Origin of the sequence: Variovorax sp. LjRoot175, assembly GCF_964253805.1 — a bacterium.
Classification (GTDB): Bacteria; Pseudomonadota; Gammaproteobacteria; order Burkholderiales; family Burkholderiaceae_C; genus Variovorax.
The window spans coordinates 197,989-213,420 of the sequence record NZ_CAXURY020000001.1; the positions used below are offsets into that span (position 1 = coordinate 197,989).

Annotated in this window: 13 protein-coding genes and 1 pseudogene; 7 read left to right on the top strand and 7 right to left on the bottom strand. The window is 70.3% G+C overall.

What is annotated here, in order from left to right; genetic code table 11:
• Positions 1-148 precede the first annotated feature (148 nt).
• The gene (locus ACSQ89_RS01080) at positions 149-1,732 is read left to right on the top strand and encodes an IclR family transcriptional regulator domain-containing protein (protein WP_436292294.1); all 1,584 of its coding nucleotides are present in this window, start codon (positions 149-151) and stop codon (positions 1,730-1,732) included.
• Here ACSQ89_RS01080 and ACSQ89_RS01085 read toward each other — a convergent pair.
• A complete protein-coding gene (locus ACSQ89_RS01085) occupies positions 1,663-2,634 on the bottom strand; it encodes a LysR family transcriptional regulator (protein ID WP_436292295.1) in 972 nt (323 codons plus the stop codon). The two genes, ACSQ89_RS01080 and ACSQ89_RS01085, sit on opposite strands and share 70 nt — an antisense overlap.
• A gap of 174 nt (positions 2,635-2,808) precedes the next feature.
• Here ACSQ89_RS01085 and ACSQ89_RS01090 point away from each other — a divergent pair, with 174 nt between their 5' ends.
• From ACSQ89_RS01090 to ACSQ89_RS01105, 4 genes and pseudogenes are all read left to right on the top strand, one after another.
• Entirely contained in the window at positions 2,809-4,005 is a 1,197-nt protein-coding gene (locus ACSQ89_RS01090; protein WP_436292296.1) for an acyl-CoA dehydrogenase, read from the top strand.
• Position 4,006: 1 nt separating this feature from the next.
• Positions 4,007-5,239: a CaiB/BaiF CoA transferase family protein gene (locus ACSQ89_RS01095; RefSeq protein ID WP_093104451.1), complete on the top strand. Its 1,233-nt coding sequence runs from the start codon at positions 4,007-4,009 to the stop codon at positions 5,237-5,239.
• 15 nt (positions 5,240-5,254) lie between these two features.
• Entirely contained in the window at positions 5,255-6,511 is a 1,257-nt protein-coding gene (locus ACSQ89_RS01100; protein ID WP_093104450.1) for an MgtC/SapB family protein, read from the top strand.
• Between the two features lie 111 nt (positions 6,512-6,622).
• Positions 6,623-7,746 (top strand): annotated as a pseudogene (locus tag ACSQ89_RS01105) (Fic family protein).
• Between the two features lie 8 nt (positions 7,747-7,754).
• Here the strand turns inward: ACSQ89_RS01105 and ACSQ89_RS01110 are convergent.
• On the bottom strand, positions 7,755-8,219 hold the full coding sequence (locus ACSQ89_RS01110) for a CopD family protein (protein ID WP_436292298.1): 465 nt from the start codon (positions 8,217-8,219) through the stop codon (positions 7,755-7,757).
• A 20-nt stretch (positions 8,220-8,239) separates the two neighbouring features.
• Positions 8,240-9,667, bottom strand: a complete 1,428-nt coding sequence (locus ACSQ89_RS01115) for a PLP-dependent aminotransferase family protein (protein ID WP_244503798.1) — start codon at positions 9,665-9,667, stop codon at positions 8,240-8,242.
• Positions 9,668-9,755: 88 nt separating this feature from the next.
• Here ACSQ89_RS01115 and ACSQ89_RS01120 point away from each other — a divergent pair, with 88 nt between their 5' ends.
• Together ACSQ89_RS01120 and ACSQ89_RS01125 are read left to right on the top strand one after the other, a co-directional pair.
• Positions 9,756-10,505 (top strand): NAD-dependent epimerase/dehydratase family protein, encoded by a 750-nt coding sequence (locus ACSQ89_RS01120; RefSeq protein ID WP_093104448.1) that lies wholly within the window; start codon positions 9,756-9,758, stop codon positions 10,503-10,505.
• Positions 10,502-11,017 carry a cupin domain-containing protein gene (locus tag ACSQ89_RS01125; RefSeq protein WP_436292300.1) on the top strand — a complete coding sequence of 172 codons (516 nt, stop codon included), beginning with the start codon at positions 10,502-10,504 and terminating at the stop codon, positions 11,015-11,017. The genes ACSQ89_RS01120 and ACSQ89_RS01125 overlap by 4 nt, the downstream gene beginning before the upstream one ends.
• 10 nt (positions 11,018-11,027) lie before the next feature.
• On the opposite strand, the gene ACSQ89_RS01130 is transcribed toward ACSQ89_RS01125, so the two are convergent.
• The 4 genes from ACSQ89_RS01130 to ACSQ89_RS01145 are packed head-to-tail and all read right to left on the bottom strand — an operon-like array spanning position 11,028 to position 15,429.
• Positions 11,028-13,028: an amidohydrolase gene (locus ACSQ89_RS01130; RefSeq protein WP_436292301.1), complete on the bottom strand. Its 2,001-nt coding sequence runs from the start codon at positions 13,026-13,028 to the stop codon at positions 11,028-11,030.
• 5 nt (positions 13,029-13,033) lie between these two features.
• A complete protein-coding gene (locus ACSQ89_RS01135; protein WP_436292302.1) occupies positions 13,034-14,014 on the bottom strand; it encodes a tripartite tricarboxylate transporter substrate binding protein in 981 nt (326 codons plus the stop codon).
• Positions 14,015-14,058: 44 nt separating this feature from the next.
• Entirely contained in the window at positions 14,059-14,418 is a 360-nt protein-coding gene (locus ACSQ89_RS01140) for a cupin domain-containing protein (RefSeq protein ID WP_093104443.1), read from the bottom strand.
• A 12-nt stretch (positions 14,419-14,430) separates the two neighbouring features.
• Entirely contained in the window at positions 14,431-15,429 is a 999-nt protein-coding gene (locus tag ACSQ89_RS01145) for a quinone oxidoreductase family protein (RefSeq protein WP_436292303.1), read from the bottom strand.
• Between the last annotated feature and the right edge of the window lie 3 nt (positions 15,430-15,432).

Here is a 15,432-nt window from a genome sequence, read left to right on the forward strand (position 1 = left end):
GGTCTGTCTCAACATGTGGAACCGAAAGGTGGGCCGGCACCCGGCGCGGGGGAACAGGCATCGTAGTGAGAGGTGGTCAAAAATAGAATCGACGCCACTGCCTGCGCAGGCCTGATCGGCGGGCCAGTACCAGCATCTGAGACAAACTATGGCCACATCCTCCGGCGAAGGCACCGGCGCCCTCGAAAAGGCGCTCGACGTGCTCGACGCGATCGGTTCCGCGCCCGAGGGCCTGGGCCAGAGCGAGCTGGCCGAGCGCCTCGCGCTGCCGCGCACCACCGTCTACCGGCTGCTGGCGACCCTGGTCGCGCGCGGGCTGGTGCGGCGCGATCCGCTGCGCAAGGTCTATTGCCTGGGATTCCGCTGTTTCGAGATGGCGCGCCAGGCCTATGCAATGCCCGGCCTGGTGGCCGCCGCCGCCTTCGAGCTGCGCGCGCTGCGCGACCTGACCGGCGAAACCACCTACCTCGCCGCGCTCGACGGCCGCGAGGTGATCTCGCTGGAGCGCTGCGACGGCGCTCACAGCCAGCGCTCGGCCGCGGTGCTGGGCCAGCGCAAGCCGGTGCACTGCACCAGCCAGGGCAAGGCCATCCTGTCGGCCATGCCCGACGCGGCGCGCGATGCGATCGTGCGCGATGCGGTGCTGAAGCCACTCACGCCGCTCACCATCACCGACCGGCGCCGGCTGCAGGCCGAGTTGCGCATCACGCGCTCGCGCGGCTATGCGATCGACGACGAGGAGATCGCGCTCGGCGTGCGCTGCGTCGGCGCGCCGGTGGTCGATGCGGCGGGGCAGGTGCGCGGCGCGATCAGCGTGGCCGGCCCGGCCTGGCGCCTCACGCGCGCTCGGCTCGAACTGCTGGGTCCCGAAGTGGCGGAGGCCGCACGGCGCGTCGGCGCGCAGCTGCAGCCGCAGGGCGCCGAGACCGCGGCGCAGAGCGAAGCCTCGGTCTCGGCGCTGCCGGGCCCGTGGGCCTTCCATGGTGCGCACCCCTTGTGGTCGGCGGACGGCCAGCGCCTCTGGTGGGCCGACGTGCTCGCGCCCTCGGTGCGCGTGCGGGACGGCGAACAGGATCGCGAACTCGCCACGCTCGAAGCCCCGGTGGTCGGCCTGCTGCGGCGCGGCGAAGCACTGGTGGCGGTGCACGAGCACGGCGCCTTCGTGGTCGCGGCCGATGGTTCGACGACTCCGCTGGCGTCCTGGCTGAAGGGCGCGGTCCTCGCGGTGTGCAACGGCAAGGACGATGCGATCTGGGCCGCCGTCGCGCTGCCCGAAGCGGGCACCGCGATCGGCCTGGTGCGCGAGGACGGCGGCCTGGATGTGAAGTGGCGCATCGGCGAGCCGGTGCAGTGCCTGCGCTGGCGCGGCGACGACCGCACGCTCTATGCGGCGGCGCCGGGCTCGGGGGCCATCCTGCTGATGCAGGCCGGCGCGCCCGCCGTGCGCCGGCTGGCCACCGTGCCCAGGGGCTCGGGGCGGATCAGCGGCCTGGCCTTCGATGCGGCGGGCGGCATCTGGACCGCACTGTGCGACGGCTGGTCGGTGGTGCGCTTCAGCGCCGACGGCCAGCTCGATCGCGTGGTGGGGCTGCCGGTGCCGTGCGCGACCGATCTGGTCTTCGGCGGGCCGGATGGCCAGCAGCTCTACATCACGACCGCGCGTCAGAGCCTGGCACTGGACACGCTGGCGAGCGCGCCCCTGTCGGGGCGCCTGCTGGCCTTGCCGGTCTGATCGGCGGCCGCGCACTGCTCGACCAGCCACTGGCGAAAGAACACGAGCGCCGGGCGCTCGTCGTGCGTCGCGGGCGTCACCAGGAAGTAGCCGCGCTCCGCGCGCAGCGGCCGATTGCAGGCCACGACCAGCTCGCCGCGCGCAAGCTCGGGCTCGATCAGCATGTGCGGCATCAGCGCCATGCCGAGCCCGTGCGCGGCCGCGATCGCCAGCATCGAGAACAGCTCGTAGCGCGGGCCGCTGCGCGCGCGCGGCGCGTCCACCCCCTGGGCGTCGAACCACTGGTGCCAGCCGTCGGGCCGGGTGCTTTGCTGCAGGAGCGGCAGCCGTGCCACCGCGGCCGGCGAGAGCTGCTTGCGCGGCGCCATCAGCGCCGGGCTGCACACCGGCACCACGTCTTCATGCAGCAGAAGGGTCGACTGCGTGCCGGCCCAGTTGGCCGTCTGCGCGATCGTGCCCGCGTAGAGCGCGGCATCGAAGGGGGTGTCGTTGAAGAGAAAGGGACGGGTGCGCGTTTCGATGTGCACCGTGATGTCGGGATGCAGGGCGGCAAAGCCGGGCAGCCGCGGGATCAGCCAGCGCGTGGCAAAGGTCGGCACCGCCGCGAGCTGCAACGAGCCGCCCAGGCCCTGGCGCGCCATCGCGTCGAGCGTGTCGCGCTCCATGGTGTCGAGCTGGCGCGCGATCTGGCGTGCGTAGTCGGCGCCGCCCGGCGTCAGGGCCACGCCGTGGCGCGTGCGGCGGAACAGCGCCATGCCGAGGAAGTCCTCCAGCGCCGTGATCTGGCGCGACACCGCGCTCTGCGTGAGCGCGAGTTCCTGCGCCGCGCGCGTGTAGCTCTCGTGGCGTGCGGCCGCTTCGAAGCAGATCAGGGCCTGGGTGGACGGGATTTTTCGACGCATGGTATGCGAGTGCTACATAGTTGAAGCAACGGCGCTTCCAATGGAAAGACGCTCCGGCATTGTGCTCTGAAGTGAGCAGAATGCATAACTGGGTGTGGAATCCTCGTTTGCGCTCGCCATGCCGCGCGCTTACGATCGCGGACGAACCTCAAGCCCCCTATACCGGAGACCGCCATGGCCCACGCCGCCTTTCACTGGGAAGATCCTCTTCTGCTCGACCAGCAGCTCACCGCCGACGAACGCATGGTGCGCGACGCTGCCAATGCCTACTGCCAGGAACGCCTGGCGCCGCGCGTGCTCGACGCCTTTCGCAGCGGCGAGACCGACCCCGCGATCTTTCGCGAAATGGGTGCGCTCGGCCTCCTGGGCCCGACGATCCCCGAGCAGTACGGCGGCCCCGGCCTCAACTACGTCTGCTACGGCCTGATCGCGCGCGAAGTCGAGCGCGTCGATTCGGGCTACCGCTCGATGGCCAGCGTGCAGAGCTCGCTGGTGATGGTGCCGATCAACGAGTTCGGCACCGAGGCGCAGAAGCAGAAATACCTGCCCAAGCTCGCCACCGGCGAATGGATCGGCTGCTTCGGCCTGACCGAACCCGACCACGGCTCCGACCCCGGCAGCATGGTCACGCGCGCCAAGAAGGTGGCCGGCGGCTACTCGCTCACCGGCGCCAAGATGTGGATCAGCAACAGCCCGATCGCCGACGTGTTCGTGGTCTGGGCCAAGGAAGTGAGCGAGAGCGGCACGGTCGGCCCGATCCGTGGCTTCGTGCTCGAGAAGGGCGCCAAGGGCCTCTCCGCCCCGACGATCCACGGCAAGGTTGGCCTGCGCGCCAGCATCACCGGCGAGATCGTGATGGACAACGTGTTCTGTCCCGAAGAGAACGCGTTCCCCGAAGTGCAGGGCCTGAAGGGCCCGTTCACCTGCCTCAACAGTGCGCGCTACGGCATCTCCTGGGGCGCGCTCGGCGCCGCCGAGGACTGCTGGCACCGCGCGCGCCAGTACACGCTGGACCGCAAGCAGTTCGGCCGCCCGCTCGCGGCCAACCAGCTGATCCAGAAGAAGCTGGCCGACATGCAGACCGAGATCACGCTGGGCCTGCAGGGCTGCCTGCGCCTGGGCCGCATGAAGGACGAGGGCACGGCCTCGGTCGAGGTCACCTCGCTGCTCAAGCGCAACTCCTGCGGCAAGGCGCTCGACATTGCCCGCCTGGCGCGCGACATGATGGGCGGCAACGGCATCAGCGACGAGTTCGGCGTGGCGCGGCACCTGGTCAATCTCGAGGTGGTCAACACCTACGAAGGCACGCACGACATCCATGCGCTGATCCTGGGACGTGCCCAAACCGGCATCGCCGCTTTCGCCAATTGACATGGCTGCCGCAGCACTCGACGGCATCAAGGTTCTCGACCTCTCCCGCGTGCTCGCGGGTCCGTGGTGCACCCAGATCCTCGCCGACCTGGGGGCCGACGTCGTCAAGATCGAACGCCCCGGCGTCGGCGACGACACGCGTACCTGGGGCCCGCCCTTCCTGAAGGACGCGCACGGCCGCGACACCGACCAGGCCACCTACTTCACCGCCTGCAATCGCAACAAGCGCTCGGTCACCATCGACATGGCCTCGCTCGAGGGCCAGGCGCTCTTGAAGAAGATGGCCGCGCAGAGCGACATCGTGGTGGAGAACTTCAAGACCGGCGGCCTCAAGCAGTACGGTCTCGATCACGAAAGCCTGCGCGCGGCCAATCCGCGGCTCATCTACTGCAGCGTGACCGGCTTCGGCCACGACGGCCCGCATGCCTCGCGCGCCGGCTACGACCTGATGATCCAGGCCACCAGCGGCATGATGAGCATTACCGGCCGGCCCGACGAGGTGCCCGGCGGCGGCCCGCTGCGCGTGGGCGTGGCGCTCACCGACCTGTTCACCGGCGTCTACGCGTCGAGCGCCATCCTGGCCGCGCTCGAGGTGCGGCATCGCACGGGCGAAGGCCAGCACATCGACATGGCGCTGCTCGACGTCGGCATGGCCATCCTCGCCAACCAGGCCAGCGCATTCCTCAACACCGGCGTCGCGCCGCAGCGGCAAGGCAACAGCCACCCGAGCCTGGCGCCCTACCAGGACTTCCATACGAAGGACGGCGCAATGCTGCTGGCCATTGGCAACAACGGCCAGTTCGCGCGCTTCTGCGAGGCGGCCGGCCATGCCGACTGGGCCAGCGACCCACGCTTTGCGACCAACACGCTGCGCGTGCGCCATCGCGAGGTGCTGATCCCGCAGATGGAGGCCGTCACGCGCACGCGCACCACCGCCGAGTGGATCGCGCTGCTCGAGGACAAGGCGGTGCCCTGCGGCCCGATCAACGACATCGCGCAGGCCTTCGAGGACGAGCAGGTCAAGGCGCGCGGCCTCGCGGTGTCGATGCCGCGCCAGGCCGGCGACGGCATCGACCATATCGTCGGCGTGGCGAGTCCGCTGCGCCTGCAAGGCACGCCGCCGGTGCAGCGCCATGCGCCGCCGGCACTCGGGCAGCACACCGACGAGGTGCTGGCCGAACTGGGCATCGACGAAAAGCAGCGCGCCGCGCTGCGCGACGCGGGCGTGGTCTAGCGGCGCGGAAACAGCGTGAACGGCCCAACGCAGGACGCGATCGTCGGCTTGGCCGTTGCGTTGGGCGCGGGCCTTCTGATCGGCATCGAACGCGAGCGCCGCAAGGGCCGCGGTGCGGACCGGGCGGCCGCGGGCCTGCGTACCTTCGCGCTGGCGTCGGTGGCAGGCGCGCTCGCGCAACTGCTGCCGGTGTCGGGTCTGGTCGTCGTGGGCGCGGCGGTGATCGGGCTGCTCGGCGCGCTCTCGTACTGGAAGAGCCGCTCGCGCGATCCGGGGCTGACGACCGAGGTGGCGCTCTTCGCCACCTATCTGGTCGGCGTGCAATCGGTGCTCTCGCCGGCGCTGGGCGCCGCCTGCGGGGCCGGCATCGCGCTGCTGCTGGTTGCACGCACGCGGCTGCACCGTTTAGCGACGCAATGGCTGAGCCAGCAGGAAGTCCATGACGCGATCCTGCTGGCCGCGCTCGCGCTGATCGCGCTGCCGCTGATTCCGTCGCAGCCGATCGCCGCGCTCGGCGGCATCGAGCCGCGGCCGCTCGCGGCACTGGTGCTGCTGATCATGGGAATCCAGGCCTTCGGGCAGCTGGCGCTGCGCTGGCTCGGCGTGCGCGCCGGCCTGTTGGTGTCCGGCCTGCTGTCGGGATTCGTCTCGAGCACCGCGACCGTGGCCTCGTTCGGCGGCCGGGCCCGCGCGCAGCCCGCGCAGACGCCGGTGCTGGCATCGGGCGCCGCGCTGTCGGCGGTGGCGACCTGGGTGCAGGCCCTGCTGATGAGCGTCGCCTTGTCGCCCGTCGCCGCCGCCGCGCTGCTGCCCGCCGCACTCGCCGGTGCGCTCGGCGCGGCGGCCGTCGGCCTGCTGCCGGTCTGGTCGCAGCGATCGGCGGGTGACGCCGAGCAGCCGGAGAGAAAGGGCAGCGCGCTGCGTCCGCGCGAAGCGCTCGCCGTCGCCGCGATGCTGGCGGTGGTCGCAGTGCTGGTGGGCAGCGCACAGCGCCGCTTCGGCGATGCCGGGCTCGGCACCAGCGTCGCGCTCGCCGCCTTGGCGGACGCGCATGCGCCCGTGGCGTCCTTGGCCTCGCTGCATGCGGCCGGCGCCTTGCAGGCCGAGCGTTTCGTGCTCGGCGTCTGCCTGGCGGTCAGTGCCAACACGCTGACGCGCTGCACGGTGGCCGCCATCTCCGGCGGTGCCAGCTATGCGCTGCGCGTCTCGGCCGCGCTCATCGCCAGCCTCGCGCTGGCCTGGGCCGCAGCCTGGTGGACAGTGGTTCGCTGAGGTTTCGGGGTACGCGTCCGCGTCTGTTTGCGGAGATTACGGAGCCTATTCTCCGCATATTTCGCGGTAAATCTTGCGGCGTTTGCGGAGAATAGGGCGCACTATCTCCGCATGAAAAGCGGAGATAGTGAAGCAGGCGTCTATATCTGGCAGCACCCCAGCTGGCCGCGCCTGCGCTACGACCTGTCCCGCCTCGCCGGGCTGCTCGCTGCAGTCCACGGCGCCCAAGGCCATCTGCTCGGGCGGATGACGGCCATGGGCATGCCGCAGCGGGATGCGGCCACCCTGCGGGTGCTGACCGACGACGTGCTCAAGACGAGCGAGATCGAAGGCGAGCAGCTCAACCCGGAGACCGTGCGTTCGTCCATCGCACGCCGCCGGGCCTGGACATCGGCGCGCTGGCGCCGGCCGACCGGCACGTCGACGGCGTGGTGGAGATGGTGCTCGACGCCACCGGCGCCGCTGGACAACCCCTGACGCGCGAGCGCCTGTTCGGTTGGCATGCCGCGCTTTTCCCGACGGGGTACAGCGGTCTCTCGCCGATCCGCACCGGCGAGTGGCGCGACGATGCGGCAGGGCCGATGCAGGTGGTGTCGGGCCCCGTCGGACGGCGCAAGGTGCACTTCGAGGCACCGCCTGCGCAGCGGCTCGAGGCGGAGATGGACCGCTTCCTTGAATGGTTCGAGCTGTCGACCGGCGGTGATCCGCTCGTCCACGCGGGCCTGGCCCATCTGTGGTTCGACACGCTCCATTCCTTCGACGACGGCAACGGACGCATAGCGCGCGCCGTGGGCGACATGGCGCTGGCCCGCGCAGAAGGGTCGAGCCAGCGCTTCTACAGCATCTCGGCGCAGATCCAGCGCGAGCGCAAGGACTACTACGAGATGCTGGAGCGGACGCAAAAGGGCACGATGGACGTCACGCCATGGCTGGCCTGGTTCCTGGGCTGCCTGTTGCGCGCGATCGAGGGCGCGGAGACCTCGCTGTCGGCCGTGCTGGGCAAGTCACGCTTCTGGCAGCGCTGGGCCGAGACGCCGCTGAACGAGCGTCAGATCAAGCTCGTCAACCGGCTGCTCGATGGCTTCGAGGGCAAGCTGACGAGCAGCAAATGGGCCTCGATGGCGAAGTGTTCGCCCCATACCGCGCTGCGCGACATCAACGAATTGGTTGCACTCAGCGTTCTGAGGAAATCCGACGCCGGCGGACGGAGCACCAGTTACGAACTAGGCTCCTAGCGCGGCCCTCAGAGCACGCGCCCGACGAGCGCCAGCGCGAACACCGCCACGCCGAGCGCCAGGTTGGTCGCCACCAGCTTGCGGATGGTGCCGAGATTCGCCGCCGCCGCCGGCCAATCGCGCACCGCGACCGCGCGCTGCAAGCGCGGGTAGGGCGCGAAGCGGACGTGCAGGAACAAGGCCATCATCACCAACCCAACGGCAAGCATGGCATGCACGCTCCAGTGCACGCGCGCGAAGCCGCCCGCAAGCATCAGCATCCAGAGCCCGCTCGCAAGCAGGACGCCGATGGCGATAGCCACGCCGACGAAAAAGCGCGACAGCGTGTCCGCCATGAAGGGCAACCTGAGTGGCGGCTCGAGCTTGGCAACGGCGGCCGGCCGAACGGCGAAGTGCATCGCGGCCATGCCGCCGACCCAGAAGGCGGCAGCGAGCAGATGCAGGAACAGCAGGATGGCGGGAAGAACGGGCATGGCGAAGGGTAGACCAGAACTCACCCGAGTGCTGCGCGCAGCCTGGCCACCAGCCGGCGCGCCTCGGCGGCCGAGGCGATGTTCGTGAAGCCCATCAGCAGCCCTTGCGCGCCGCCGGCGCCGATGCTGCGCAACGACAGCGCCTGGCAGTTCAAGCCGGCCTGTTGCGCGCGGCCTGCCAGCATGTCGTCGTTGCCGAGACCGTCGAGGCGCGCGATCAGGTGCATGCCGCCGCGGCGAAGGTCGATGCGTACGTGCTCGCCGAAGACCCGCAGCAGCTCGGCCGCCAGCATCGCCCGGCGGCGCGCGTAGAGCAGCCTCATCTTCTTGATGTGGCGCGAGAAATGGCCTTCCTTCAGGAAGTCGGAGACGATGGCCTGCATGAGCTGCGGACATCCGTTGGACCCGATTCGCGCGGTTTCCGCGCAGCGCTCCACCAATGGCTCGGGCACGACCACGTAGCCCAGGGCCAGGCCCGGATAGAGAACCTTGGAGAAGCTGCCGGCGTAGAGCACACGCTCGTGCGTGTCCAGGCTCTTGAGGGCTGGCAGGGGATGGCCGGCATAGCGGTACTCGCCGTCGTAGTCGTCCTCGACGATCCAGGCCTTCGCCTTCGACGCCCAGTCGAGCAGCTGGAGGCGGCGCGCCATGCTCATCGAAAAGCCGAGCGGTGCTTGGTGCGAGGGCGTGACGATGGCCATCCTCGCCTTCGCCGCCCGGCGTGTGCCTTGCGCGACCACGATGCCTTCCTCGTCCACCGGCACCGGCACGCTGCGATGGCCAGCGCTGCGGAGCACTTCGCGCGTCGGCGGAAAGCCCGGGTCCTCGATCCAGACCGTGTCGCCGCGCCGGAGCAGCGCATGCGAGACCAGCGCCAGCGAGGCGCGGTAGCCGGCCGTGACGAAGACCTGCGCCGGCCGGCACGCGACGCCGCGCGAGACCAGCAGGTAGGCGGCGATGGCTTCGCGCAACGGCCCGTAGCCCGAGGGGTCGCCATAGAACATGTCAGCTGCGCTCATCGAGCGCATCCTGCGCGCCGCCAGCCGCGACCAGAGCTTGCGTGGAAAGGCATCGAGCGCAGGAATGCCCAGCTGGAAGGGCAGCGGCACCTCGGCCGCGCCCGGCGGCGCACCGGCCGGTGCCTTGGCCGAGGCGCGGCCGGCGCGCACCGGCCTGCGCTGTGCCAGATGCGGCGAAACCACGGTGCCCGCCTGCCCGCGCGCAACGAAGTAGCCCTCGCCCGCCAGCTGGCCGTAGGCGGCCTCGACCGTTGCGCGCGCCACGCCGAGCTCGCCGGCGAGGCTGCGCGCCGAGGCCAATCGATCGCCCGGCCGGAGCATGCCTTGTTCGATGGCGGCGCGAAACCGCTCGTAGATCTGCCGGTACAGCGGCGCCTGCCGCGTCCTGTCGAGCTCCAGCATGCCGGTAGGGAAAGGGCGCTTCATCATGGCCTGGTCATTCTGTCGATTCTTGGCTCTTTTGCCTGGGGCATCGTAGACCTAAGCTGGACGCCGTGAACTTGAAAGAGAACATGCAATGAGCGAGAAAACGGTATTTCTGGCCGGCGCCACGGGCGCCATCGGCAGGGCCCTCGTGCCGTTGCTGACCGGCGCGGGCTACACGGTGCATGGCAGCACCCGGCGGGTGGAAAGGGCGAAGGCGCTCGAGGCGCAGGGCGTGCAGCCGGTGGTGATCGATGTCTTCGATGCGCCGGCACTGGCCGCGGCCCTGAAGCGCATCGCGCCGGCGGCCGTGATCCACCAGCTCACCGACCTGCCGGGCAGCCTGGACCCGAAGGCGATGGCCGAGGCGGTGGTCCGCAATGCGCGCATTCGCACCGAGGGCACGCGCAACCTGGTGGCGGCGGCGCTCGCGGCCGGCTGCGGCCGCATGATCGCGCAGAGCATCGCCTGGGCCTATGCGCCGGGTCCTAAGCCCTGCCGCGAGGAGCAGCCGCTCGACCTCGATGCGCAAGGCAGCCTCAGTATCAGCGTGCGCGGCGTGGCCGCGCTGGAGCAATCGGTGCTGGGCTCGGCCGCTTTGAAGGGCACCGTGCTGAGATACGGGCAGCTCTATGGACCGGGCACTTGGAGGACGGCGCCCGAAGGCACGAGCCCGGTTCACGTCGAGGCCGCGGCCTGGGCCGCCCTGAAGGCGCTTCAGCGCTCGCCGGGCGGCAGCATCTTCAACATCGCCGAGGATGGCCCGGAAGTCAGCAGCGAAATGGCCAAGCGCGAACTGGGATGGCATGCCGGGCTTCGCCTGCCGCAAGGAGCGATGCAATGAACGCGTTCTCCCTTCACGGCCGTCGCGGCGCCGGGCTCGCCGCGCTGCTCCTGGCCGCCAGCTGGATGCTGCTGGCACCCGCGGCGCCGCGCTCCGCGGTGCAATGGTTCGGGGATCTCTGCACCTCGCTCGGCCGGCCGATGTTCGCGTCGGCCGCAACGACGGCGGGTGCCGGCGCGCGGCCCGCGACCATCGTCAAGCCGCTGTCTTGCGAGCCCTTGCCGAACGTGCCGGGCAAGAACGTGACGACCGTCAGCGTCGAGTTCCCGCCGCTCGCCTACTCGCCGGCACACCGGCATCCGGGCTCGGTGACCGCCGTCGTGATCGAGGGGACTGTGCGCTCGCAGCTTGGAGGCACTCCCGCGCAGGACTACCGGGCCGGCCAGACTTTCTTCGAGCCGCCGGGCACGCTGCACGTGTTCGCGGAGAACCCCGACCCCGTGCGCAGCGCGAAGTTGCTCGCCTTCTTCATCACGGACGAGAACTGCGGGCCTCTCCTGATTCCCGAGTGAGCGCGGCGCCTCAGATCGCCGCGCAGCCGCACCGGTAGCGCCAGGCACCCCGGTCGCCGATGATGATCGGAGCCGTTGCAGCGCTTCCGCAGCAGCCCGTGCCATGCGACGACGCGGTGCTGCCGGCGCGGCGGTGCTGGTAGCCGCCGTAGACATTGACCGGCAGCCAGTCGGGCATCGGCTTGACGATGGCCGGTGCCTGTGCCGCGAAGGGCCCGCTCGCGTGCACCACCTCGCCGCCGACCATGGAGAGTACGGCCGTGATGTCCTTGATGGCGTCCTCCTTGATCGCGAAGAAGTCGTCGGACAGCACCGCGAAATCCGCCAGCTTGCCGGGCGCGATCGAGCCCTTGCGGGCGTCCTCGCCGGTCAGTGCCGCACCCTCGAGCGTCCACATCCGAAGCGCGACCTCGCGGCTCACCAGGTTGCGCTCGGCGTTGAGCCGCGTGTCGCCCAATGTCTTGCCGGTCACCAGCCAATGCAGCGAGACCCAGGGGTTGTAGCTGGTCACGCGGCTCGAGTCGGTGCCGCAGGCCACCGGCAGGCCCATGGCGCGCATGCGGCCGATCGGCGGCGCATCGGCCGCGGCCTCGCGGCCCCAGGTCTGCGCGTACACCTCGCCGTCGAGCGACATGCGGTTCTGGATCGCGATGCGGCCGCCCATCGCAGCCACGCGCTCCATCGAGCGCGGCGACAGGCCTTCGCAATGGTCGAGCGCCCAGCGCAGGTTCTTGAGCGGCACCTCGCGGTTCACCTTCTCGAGCACGTCGAGGATGCGCGCGGCCGTGCCGTCGTAGCTCGCATGCATGCGGATCGGCCAGCCCTTGCCGGCGAGGTAGGTCGCCACCTCGGTCAGCTTCGATTCCATGATGGCGGGCGCCTGCGCGACGCTCTTGCCGAAGTTGGCCGGATCGGTCGCGGCCCACAGGATGTATTCGCCGGCGCCCACCATGCGCAGATGGTCGTTTCCCTGGCCGGGCGAGACTTTCTGCGACCACAGCTTGTAGTCGTCGATCTCCTGGCCCGGGCGCTGCGCGAACAGGTTGTAGGAGATGCGCAGCGTCATCCGGCGTTCGCTCGCGAGCCGCTGGATGCCGCCGTAGTGCTCCGGGTAGTTCTGCCCGCCGCCGCCCGCATCGACCACGCTGGTGAGGCCCAGCCGGTTCATCTCGCGCATGTAGAGCTCGGTCGACAGCGCCTGGTCCGCATCCGACAGCTTGGGCACGCGCGCGAACAGCGCGACCAGCCCGCCCAGGCTGGTGGTGTTGACCACCAGGCCGGTCGGGTTGCCGGTGGCGTCTTTTTCGAGGGTGCTGCCGAAGGGATTCGGCGTGTCGCGGTTCCAGCCGAGCACGCGCAAGGCCGCGCGATTCAAGAACGCGCGGTCGTAGAGGTTCATGACGAAGCAGGGCACCTCGCCGGTGGCGGCGTTGATCTCGTCCAGGGTCGGCAGCCGCTTCTCGCGGAACTGGTAGGGCGAGAAGCCACCCACCACCTGCACCCAGTGCGGCGGCTGGGTGCGCAGCGCCTGCTCGCGCAACATGCGCAGCGCATCGGCGAGCGTTGGCACGCCGTCCCAGCGCAGCTCCTGCGTGTAGGTGAGCCCGCCGCGGATGAAGTGCGCATGCGAGTCGATGAGGCCCGGCGTGATGCAGCGGCCCTCTGCATCGATGACACGCGTGCGCGGGCCGACCCAGCGCGAGATCTCGCGGTCGCTGCCGACGGCTGTGAACTGATCTCCCGCGATGGCGAAGGCCTGGGCACGCGGTGTCTTCGCGTCCATGGTCGCGACGCGGGCGTTCAGCACCACCGTGTCGGCCGGTGCCGCGGGCGATGCGGTGGCGCAGCCGGAAACCCAGAGGCCCGAAAGGCCGCCGGCGGCGACACCGAGCGAGGTGCGCAGGAATTGCCGGCGCTCCGGTGCCGCAACGGCGGCGTCTTCGGCGTGCGCGCATTCCGCGTCGCACCAGTGCTGCCAGGCGCGTGACGACGCGCCACCGAACAAGCTCATGGCCTTCAATCGACCTTGATGCCGGCCGCCTTCACGACCTGCTGCGCCTTCGCGGTTTCGTCGACGATGAACTTGTCGAACTGGGCTGAGGGCATGGTGAAGGGCTCGGCGCCGAGCTTGTCCAGGCGCTCCTTGAGATCTGGCGCCGCCATGATCTTCGCCACCTCGGCCTGCAGCCGGTCGACCACCGGCTTCGGCGTCTTGGCCGGCGCGAACAGGCCGACCCAGAACAGGTACTCCGAGCCGGGCACGCCGGCCTCGACCGTGGTGGGCAGCTGCGGCATCACGCCCGAGCGCTTGCCGGTGCCGACCGCCAGCGCCTTGAGCTTGCCGTCCTTGACCAGCGGCAGCGCCGACACCATCGGCGCGAAGAACCAGTCGATGCGCCCGCCCATCACCTCGGTCATCGCCTCGGGCGTGCCGCGGAAGGGCACGTGCTGCGCCTGCACGCCGGCGGCCAGGCGGAACACCTCGGCGTTCATGTGGGTGGCCGAACCGTTGCCGGCCGAGCCGTAGTTGAAGCCGCCGGGCTTGGCCTTGACCTGCGCGACCAGGTCCTTCACGTCGGCAAAGCGGTTGGGCGCCACCACCAGCATGTTGGGCAGGCTCGCCATCGGCGTCACGCCCGCGAAGTCCTTCAGCGTGTCGTAGGAGAGGTTGGGATAGATGGAAGGATTGACCAGGTGCCCCGCCGAGTGGACCAGCAGCGTGTAGCCGTCGGCCGGCGCCTTTGCCACCTGCGCGGCGCCCAGCGTGCCGCCGGCGCCCGGCTTGTTGTCGATGATCACGCTGGTGCCCAGCGCCGGGCCGAGCCGTTCCGCCACCAGCCGCGCCACGATGTCGGTGCCGCTGCCGGCGGTGAAGGGCACGATCAGCTTGACGGTCTGGCCGCGCGGCCAGTCGCCTTGCGCATGCGCGCCGGTGAAGGCGCAGGCGGCGAGCGCCGCTGCGATCAGTTGGCGGCGGCCGGGTAGGAATGTCGTCATGGCTTTGTCTCCGTTGGAATCGTTGGGGGAAAGAGAAGAAGGGCTCAGCCGGCGGGCGGCGCGTTCGCCATCACCAGCGCGACCAGCACGGGCCGGTTGCTGCGGTTCACGAGCTGCCGCTTCTCGCCCGGCGCGAAGCGGCAGGAGTCGTAGGGGCCCAGCACCTGCTCGTCGCGCCGGCCCTCGAACTCGGCCACCACGTGCAGCTGGCCTTCGAGCACGAGGTAGAGCTTCTCGATCGGCGAGCCGTCGAGGCCGGTGTGGCCGCCGGGCAGGATCTGGCTCATGCCCATCCACATCTGCAGCGAAGGCCCGGCCTCCTTGCCCTGCAGGCGCAGGCAGCGCATGTCGATGTGGTTGGGCGCCTCATAAGTCGGCGCCTGTTCGAAACGGGTGACGTGCATGGCGTTGTTTCCTCAGGGGCGCAGCACGACGCGGTCGGTGCTGCCCGAGAGCACCAGGCGGTAGGCCTCGGCCGCGTCTTCGAGCGCGTAGGCGCGCGCCACGGGGAAGGGCTTCAGCGTGCCGCGCTCGAAGCCCTCGCGCATCGCATCGAGCTGCCCGGTTGCGGCCACGCAATCCAGCGCCAGCGAGTCGATGCCCACGTAGGTGTGCATGCCGCGGTAGAAGGCGAAGATGTCGAAGGGCACGGCACGGTCGTGCGTGGCGATGAAGATCTGCGTCGCGCCCTTGGCCATGGCCTTGTTCGCGGCCTCGAAGTAGGCGCTGCCGACGGTGTTGTAGACGATGTCGGCGCCGCGGCCGTTCGTGAGTTCGCGCACCTGGGCGGCGATGTCGCCGGCGCCGGCATCGATCACGTCGACCGGGCCGCTCGCGAAACCTTCGAAGGGGCCGGCGCGCCGCTGGACCGCGATCGCGCGTGCGCCGCCTTGCGCAGCGAGTTGCACGGCTGCTTGCCCGACCTTGCCGTTCGCGCCCAGCACCAGCACCGTCTGGCCGGCCTGCGGCATGCCGCTGCGGCGAAAGCCTTCATAGGCGGTGGCGAAGGGCACGCCGACGGCGCCGGCCTCGTCCATCGAGATGCTGCGCGGCCGATCGCGCAAGGCCTCCACCGGCAGCAGCAGGAAGCGCGCGTGCGAGCCGTCGCGCGTGATGCCGATATCGCCGCCCGAGCCGTAGACCTCGCGGCCCACCCATTCGGTCGGGCCCGCGACCACCACGCCCGCGAAGTCGCGTCCCGGCGTGCGCGGCCACACGGCTTGCGGCATCAGGCCCAGGCTGGCCTTCACATCGCTCGGGTTCACGGCGGCCGCGCCGACGCGCACCACCGCGAAGCCGGGCTTGGCGACGGGCTCGGGCTGGTCCGCGAAGTCGAGCTTCAATGCGTCGAGGTTCGCGGCCTTTTCGCGGACGCGCACGGCGCGTGCGACCGTCGTGTTGAGCACGGCGTTCATTGC